This window comes from Blastococcus sp. SYSU D00868 (assembly GCF_054050575.1).
Map to the genome: position 1 here is coordinate 22,229 of NZ_JBJGZO010000045.1, position 7,222 is coordinate 29,450.

Annotated in this window: 6 protein-coding genes; 1 reads left to right on the forward strand and 5 read right to left on the reverse strand. The window is 76.3% G+C overall.

Features of this window, described 5'->3' with window-relative positions:
• The 5 genes from ACI79F_RS23360 to ACI79F_RS23380 form a co-directional block, all read right to left on the reverse strand.
• Positions 1-1,653, reverse strand: a complete 1,653-nt coding sequence (locus tag ACI79F_RS23360; protein WP_456547513.1) for an FAD-binding dehydrogenase — start codon at positions 1,651-1,653, stop codon at positions 1-3.
• 11 nt (positions 1,654-1,664) lie between these two features.
• Positions 1,665-2,180 carry a hypothetical protein gene (locus ACI79F_RS23365; RefSeq protein WP_456547514.1) on the reverse strand — a complete coding sequence of 172 codons (516 nt, stop codon included), beginning with the start codon at positions 2,178-2,180 and terminating at the stop codon, positions 1,665-1,667.
• A gap of 46 nt (positions 2,181-2,226) precedes the next feature.
• Positions 2,227-2,697 (reverse strand): hypothetical protein, encoded by a 471-nt coding sequence (locus tag ACI79F_RS23370; protein WP_456547515.1) that lies wholly within the window; start codon positions 2,695-2,697, stop codon positions 2,227-2,229.
• Positions 2,698-2,738: 41 nt separating this feature from the next.
• Positions 2,739-4,562: an ABC transporter ATP-binding protein gene (locus tag ACI79F_RS23375; RefSeq protein ID WP_456547516.1), complete on the reverse strand. Its 1,824-nt coding sequence runs from the start codon at positions 4,560-4,562 to the stop codon at positions 2,739-2,741.
• Between the two features lie 76 nt (positions 4,563-4,638).
• A complete protein-coding gene (locus ACI79F_RS23380) occupies positions 4,639-6,420 on the reverse strand; it encodes an ABC transporter ATP-binding protein (RefSeq protein ID WP_456547517.1) in 1,782 nt (593 codons plus the stop codon).
• 132 nt (positions 6,421-6,552) lie between these two features.
• Here ACI79F_RS23380 and ACI79F_RS23385 point away from each other — a divergent pair, with 132 nt between their 5' ends.
• A complete protein-coding gene (locus tag ACI79F_RS23385; protein ID WP_456547519.1) occupies positions 6,553-7,161 on the forward strand; it encodes a TIGR03085 family metal-binding protein in 609 nt (202 codons plus the stop codon).
• The last annotated feature ends 61 nt before the right edge of the window (positions 7,162-7,222 follow it).

Genomic DNA, 7,222 nt, shown 5'->3' on the forward strand with positions numbered 1-7,222 from the left:
TCACAGCGCCGCCGCCAGCGCGCGTCCCGCCGTCCGCCCGGAGAACAGGCAGCCGCCCAGGAAGGTGCCCTCCAGCGAGCGGTAGCCGTGCATCCCGCCGCCGCCGAAGCCGGCGACCTCCCCGGCGGCGTACAGGCCGGGGAACGGGTCGCCGCCCGGGCGCAGCACCCGGCCGGACAGGTCGGTCTCCAACCCGCCGAGCGTCTTGCGGGTCAGCAGGTTGAGCCGCACCGCGATCAGCGGGCCGGCCGCGGGGTCGAGCAGCCGGTGCGGGGGCGCCACCCGGATCAGCTTGTCGCCGAGGTAGCCGCGGGCGCCGCGGATCGCGGTGACCTGCAGGTCCTTGGTGAAGGGGTGGGCGATCTCCCGGTCCCGGGCCACGACCTCCTCCTCGACCCGGGCCAGCGGCACCTCCGGCTCGCCGCCGGTGATCCGGTTCATGCCGGCGACCAGCTCGGGCAGGGTCCGCGCCACCACGAAGTCCTCGCCGCGGTCGAGGAAGGCCTGCACCGGCCCGGAGACCCCGGCCTTCACCCGGTTGAGCAGCAGCTTGACGTCCCGGCCGGTGAGGTCGGGGTTCTGCTCGGAGCCCGACAGCGCGAACTCCTTCTCCACGATCTTCTTCGTGCTCACGAACCAGGTGTGCTCGTGCCCGGTCTGCCCGATGTGGGCAAGCGTGCCCAGGGTGTCGAAACCCGGGAACAGCGGCACCGGCAGCCGCCGACCCGTGGCGTCCAGCCACAGCGACGAGGGCCCCGGCAGGATCCGGATGCCGTGCCGCGCCCACACCGGCGAGTGGTTGGCGATGCCCTCGGTGTAGTGCCACATGCGGTCGCGGTTGATCAGGTGCGCGCCGGCGGCCTCGGTGGCCTCGAGCATGTGCCCGTCGACGTGCGCCGGGACGCCGGAGAGCAGCCGCCGCGGCGCCGGCCCGAGCCGCGCCGGCCAGTTGCGGCGGACCAGGTCGTGGTTGCCGCCGATGCCGCCGGAGGTGACGACGACGGCCTGCGCGCTCACCTCGAACGGCTCAACCTCGACTCGGGAGCTGGCCTCGCCGCGGGCGACGTCGCTGGGCTCGAGCACCGAGCCGCGCACCCCGGTCACCGCGCCGTCGCTGACGACCAGCTCGGACACCCGGTGCCGGAACCGGAGCTGGACCAGGCCGCGGTCGACGGCCGCGCGCACCCGGCGGGCGAACGGCTCGACGATGCCCGGGCCGGTGCCCCACACGATGTGGAAGCGGGGCACCGAGTTGCCGTGGCCGGTGGCGGTGTAGCCGCCACGCTCGGCCCAGCCGACGACCGGGAAGAAGCCGATCCCCTGCGAGCGCAGCCAGGAGCGCTTCTCCCCCGCCGCGAACTGCAGGTAGGCCTCGGCCCACCGGCGCGGCCAGTGGTCCTCGTCGCGGTCGAACGCGGCGGTGCCGAACCAGTCCTGCCGGGCCAGCTCGAGCGAGTCGCGCACGCGCAGCCGCCGCTGCTCCGGGGAGTCGACGAGGAACAGCCCGCCGAAGGACCACCACGCCTGGCCGCCGAGGGAGGCCTCGGGCTCCTGGTCCAGCAGGACGACCCGCTTGCCGGCGTCGGCGAGCTCGGCGGTCGCCACCAGCCCGGCCAGGCCGGCGCCCACCACGACGACGTCTGTGTCTGTCACGGGGGCAGACGCTAGCGGGCGGCGGCCCGCCGCCGGTCGCGCGACGGGCCGGGCGCCGCCGGCCGCGGGGCGGTCCACTCGCGGACCGGCCGGCCCGCCGTCAGCACCAGGCAGCCGAGCGGGCCGGCGAGCAGGAGCAGCGCCCACCAGACCGCCTCGCCGTCGCCCAGCGCGCCGAACAGCAGTGCGAGGCCGAGCAGGAGCAGCAGCGGCAGGGTGCCGGCCGCGGCCAGCACCAGCCAGGCCCGCGGCCGGCCCCGCCAGACGAGGACCGCGCCGAGCACCGACCAGGCGGCCAGCGCCAGGGCGGCGAGCACGTACCAGTGCCAGCCGGGCTCGGGCTCCCACAGCAGCCGGCCCAGGTACAGCTCCTCGGCGGCGACCAGGCCGGCGAAGACGACGGCGAAGGGCACCGTCTGCGGCCGCTCGCGGGCCGCCGGCCGGGCCGCGCGGGCCAGGGGGTGGCGCGGCGCGCTCCCGGAGGCGGCCGGCGCGGCGCGCGGGGACCGGCGGGGGGCGGGTGGCACGCGCGGCAGCGTGGGGCGGCCGGCCGGCAGGGTCCGGGGAGCCGGCTCAGGGCTTCCTGGGTGCCCGCCCCGGCCGGCCGGCCAGCCACAGCCTGGTCGGCCGGGCGACGGCGAACCCGGCGGCCAGCAGCGGGAAGAGCACGATGAGCAGCGGCCCGACGCCGACGGGGTCCCCGTTCTCGTTCGCCGTCCAGTAGATCGCGCCGGTGAACAGGGCCGCGGGCACGACCGCGAGCAGCATCGGCACCCAGCCGTGCCGGGTGAACAGCCACAGGGTGGCGACGAACTGGACGACCGGGGCCAGCAGCACCAGCCACACCCACGGCTCGCGGGCGCTGTCGGAGCTCAGCCCGCCGAGGGCGAACAGCAGCAGCGCCATGAGCAGCAGCGGGACGACGGCGACGATGCCGCAGATGCCCGCGGTCAGCGCGGTCCACGGCATGCGGTCGCCGGAGCCGGGCAGCAGCGAGCGGGCCCGGTCGGACGGACGGTCGGCGGCGGCGCTGCTGGACGACACAGCCGCAGGCTAGCCCGGCCGGGGCGGCTCGGGGCCGGTTCTCAGCCGACCCGCTCGGCCTGACCGCTGGACGACCGGCGCCAGGAGGCGTGCAGCCGGGCGTAGGGGCCCGCGGCGTCCACCAGCTCGTCGTGGCTGCCCCGCTGCACCACCCGGCCGGCGTCGACGACCAGCACCTCGTCGGCGCGCTCGGCGGTGGAGAGCCGGTGGGCGATGGTCAGCGTCGTCCGGCCGCTGGTCAGCCGGTCCAGCGCCGCGGTGAGCCGCCGCTCGGTCGCCGGGTCGACGGCGCTGGTGGCCTCGTCGAGCACCAGCAGGTCGGGGTCGGCGACGTAGGCGCGGGCGACGGCGACCAGCTGCCGCTCCCCCGCCGACAGCGACTCGCCGCGCTGGCCGACCGGGGTGGCGGCCCCGGCGGCGAGGCCGGCCAGCCAGTCGCCCAGCCCCAGCTCGGCGAAGGCGGCGACCACCTCGGCGTCGGACAGCCCGGGCCGGCCGTAGCGGACGTTGTCGGCGATGCTCGCGTCGAACAGGTAGCCGTCCTGCGGGACCATCACCACCCGCCGGCGCAGCGAGGCGAAGGCCACCTCGTCCAGCGGCACCCAGCCGCCCGCCGCCGAGCCGAGCAGCAGCCGCCCCTCGGACGGGTCCATCAGGCGGGTGACGAGCTTGGCGAAGGTGGTCTTGCCCGAGCCGGTCTCGCCCACGATCGCGACCCGCCGGCGGGGCGCGATCTCCAGGTCGACGCCGGTCAGCGCCGGCCGGGCGCCGGGGGCGTAGCGGAAGGCGACCTGCTCGAAGCGGACCCCCAGCGGGCCGTCGGGCAGCTCGTGCGCCGAGACGCCCCGGGCGGGGTCGCGCACGTCGGGCTCGGTGTCGAGCACGTCGAGCACCCGCCGGAAGCCGGCGACGGCGTTCTGCGCCTCGTTGAGCACCTCGCTGGCGGTCTGCACCGGCGCGACGAACAGCGAGACGAGGAAGAGGAAGGCGATGAGGGTCCCCGCGCTGATGTCGCCGGCCAGGCCCAGCAGCACCCCGACCACGACGACCGCCGCGTTGGCGACCGAGGCGACGAACTCCCCGCTGACGAACACCGCCGCCGTCGTCTTCTGCGCCTCGACCTGGGCCCGGTAGTGCCGGGCGATGGCCGCGTCGATGCGGGCGGCGGTCCGTGCCCGCACGCCGTAGGCGCGCACCGTGGAGGCGCCGACCACGGACTCGGAGACGGCGGCGAGCACGTCGCCCACCCGCTCGCGGACGACGCCGTAGACGACGGCGAGCCGGCGGGCGAAGAAGCGCACGGCGTAGGCCAGCGGCACGAAGCAGGCCAGCACCAGCAGGGTCAGCTGCCACGAGTAGACGAACATGACCACGGTCGCCACCAGCAGCTGGCCGAGGCTGACCACGCCCAGCACGCCGCCCCACTGCATGAACGTCGACAGCTGGTCGACGTCGCTGGTGACGCGGGAGACCAGCGAGCCGCGCCGCTGGCCCTGCTGGTGCAGCACCGACAGGTCGTGCACGTGCCGGAAGGCCCGCGTGCGCAGCCCGGCCAGGGCCGTCTCGGTGGTGCGGAACAGCCGGACGTTCATCCGGTACACCGCGAACCCGGTGACCAGGACGACGGCCGCGCAGATCGCGACGAGGTCCCGCACCAGGCCCAGGTCCGGCCCGCCGGGGCCGGCCAGGCCGCGGTCGATGACCTGCTGGACGGCGATGGGCACGACCACCCGCCCGGCGGTGGCGACGAGGGCGAGGGCGAAGGTGGCCGGCAGGCCGCGGCGGAACTCCGGCATCATCCGCAGGCCGCGGCGCAGGGTGCGCAGCGCGCCCTCGGACCGGTCGGCGATCTCGGCGGTGGTCATCGGGTACCCCGTTCGCTCCCGCGGGGCGCACCGCTCCGAGCTCGTCCCTCGCCGCGATGCTCACGCCCCTGCCCGCTCACGCGGCCACCTCGTCGTCCTGCTGCTGGTAGGCGCGCACCAGCGCGGCGTAGCCGGGCACCTCGGCGAGCAGCTGCTCGTGGCTGCCGCGGGCGACCACCCGGCCGCCCTCCAGCCACACCACCTCGTCGGCCAGGGCGATCGTCGCCTGCCGGTAGGCGACGACGACCACGGTCGCCGGCGGGTCGGTGTCGCGCAGGGCGTCGAGGATGCGGGCCTCCACCGCCGGGTCCACGGCGCTGGTGGCGTCGTCCATCACCAGCAGGCGGGGCCGGCGGACGACCGCGCGGGCCAGGGCGATCCGCTGCCGCTGCCCGCCCGAGAGGCTGGCGCCGCGCTCGCCGACGCGGGTGTCCACGCCCTCGGGCAGCCGGTCGACGAAGTCGTCGGCCGCGGCGGTGCGCAGCGCGGCGCGCACCTCTTCGTCGGAGAACTCGCCGCCCAGGGTGACGTTGCCGCGGACGGTGTCGTCGAACAGGAAGGTGCCCTGAGCGACGAACGCGGCCTGGCCGCTCAGCTCCCCCTCGCGCAGCCGGCGCAGGTCCACGCCGTCGAGCAGGACCGTGCCGTCGGCGGGGTCGACCAGCCGGACGAGCAGGCCGGCCAGCGTCGACTTGCCCGACCCGGTGGGGCCGACGACGGCGACCGTGGCGCCGGCCGGCACGTCGAAGGTGATGTCGGTGAGGGTGGGGCGGGCGGCGTCGTCGAAGGCGTAGCCGACGCCGTCCAGGGCGAGCGCGGCGCCGCCGTCGCCGGCCGCGGCCGGCCGGTCGCCGAAGGGGGTCTCCCCGCTGGCGGCGAGCACCGGGGTGACCCGGTCGAAGCCGGCCAGGGCGCGGGGCAGGTCGGCCAGCACCCAGCCGATGGCCCGGATCGGCAGGGCCAGCAGGGTGAACAGGTAGGCGATGGAGACCAGCTCGCCGGCGTCGGTCACGCCGTCGGCGACCCGGCCGGCGCCGACCAGCAGGACGGCGAGCGTGCCGAGGTTGGGCAGCGCCTCCATGAGCGGGTCGAACAGCCCGCGCACCCGGCCGACGGCGACCAGCCCGTCGCGCAGCTCGCCGGCCTTGTCGGCGAACCGCCCGGTCTCGACGTCCTCCCGGCCGAGGGTCTTCACGACCAGCGCGGCGTCGAAGCTCTCGTGCGCGATCTCGCTGACCTCGGCGCGCAGCTGCTGGGCTCGCTGCATGCGCGGGCTCATGACCTGCGAGTAGACGACGTTGACCAGGAACACCGCGGGGAACACGATCAGCCCGATCAGCGCCAGCAGCGGGTCGGTGACCAGCAGCGCTCCGACGGTGATCGCGATCATCACGATGGCGCCGACGGCGAAGGGCAGCGGCGAGACGAAGAACCAGGCCGCCTCGACGTCGGAGTTGGCGTTGGACAGCAGCTGGCCGGTGGGGTGCCGCTGGTGCCAGGACAGCGGCAGGCGCAGGTACTGGCCGGTGACCCGCCGGCGGTAGTCGGCCTGCAGCCGGTAGCCCATGATCCCGGCGAACAGCCGCCGGCCGAGGATGCCGACGATCTTGAGCAGGGCGACGCCGAGGATCGCGACCGCGGCCAGGGTCAGCGCCGCGGCGGTGGTCGAGCCCTCGTCGAAGGCCGGCAGCACGACCCGGTCGGCGATCTCGCCGATGACGTAGGCGCTGGCCACGGTCATCGCGCCGTACAGGCTGCTCGCGGTGACCGCCAGGGTGAACATCCCCGGCTGCTCCCGGACGGCGAGCCCGATGTGGCGGAGTCCGCGCCGGACCACGGCGTCTCGGCGGCGGGACAACGGCTCTCCTCGGGTGCTCAGCTGCGACGCTCGCGCGTCTCCTTAGGCACGCTAATCGATCGCCGCGGGGCGGGCCCGCGGTTTCCCGATCGGTGCGCTCTGTGTGAACCTCCGGCGGTGACGTCCTCTTCCGTGTCCCCGTTGTCCGGGTCGCCGCTCGCCGTCCGCGAACGCGCCGCCCTCGCCGACCTGCTCGACGCCCTCGGCCCCGACGCGCCCACCTGCTGCGCGGGGTGGACGACCGGGCACCTGGCCGCGCACCTCGCCGTCCGCGACCGGCGGCCCGACGCCGGCCCGGGATACGCGCTGGAGTCGCTGCCGATCGGCCGGCGCCTGCACGCCCACTCGGCGCGGCTGGAGGAGCGGATGCGCTCGTCGACGCCGTACCCGGAGGTGGTGGCGCGGGTCCGGGCCGGGGCGCCGCCCTGGACGCCGATGGGACTGCCCGGGTTCGGCAACCTGGTCAACACCGGGGAGTACGCCATCCACCACGAGGACGTGCGGCGGGCACAGCCGGGGTGGGAGCCACGCGAGCTCTCCCGCGCCGACCGGGACCTGCTGTGGCGCACCGCGACGCTGTTCGCCCGCCGGGTGCGCGGCGGCGTGACGCTGCGGCGGGCCGACGTGCCGGGGACGGAGAAGCGGGTCGGGAAGGGCGGGCCCACGCTCGAGGGCGACCCCATGGATCTGCTGCTGTGGACCTCCGGCCGCCGCGGCGTCGCCCGCGTCACGGAGTCCTGAGCGGAGTGGGCGGGGGGGGGGGGGGGGGGCGGGGCCGCGCGCGGGGGGGCGCGGGGGGGGG

Excerpts from the sequence above, each read along its gene's own strand:
- ACI79F_RS23375 (WP_456547516.1), bottom strand. The coding sequence starts at position 4,562 with ATGACCACCGCCGAGATCGCCGACCGGTCCGAGGGCGCGCTGCGCACC.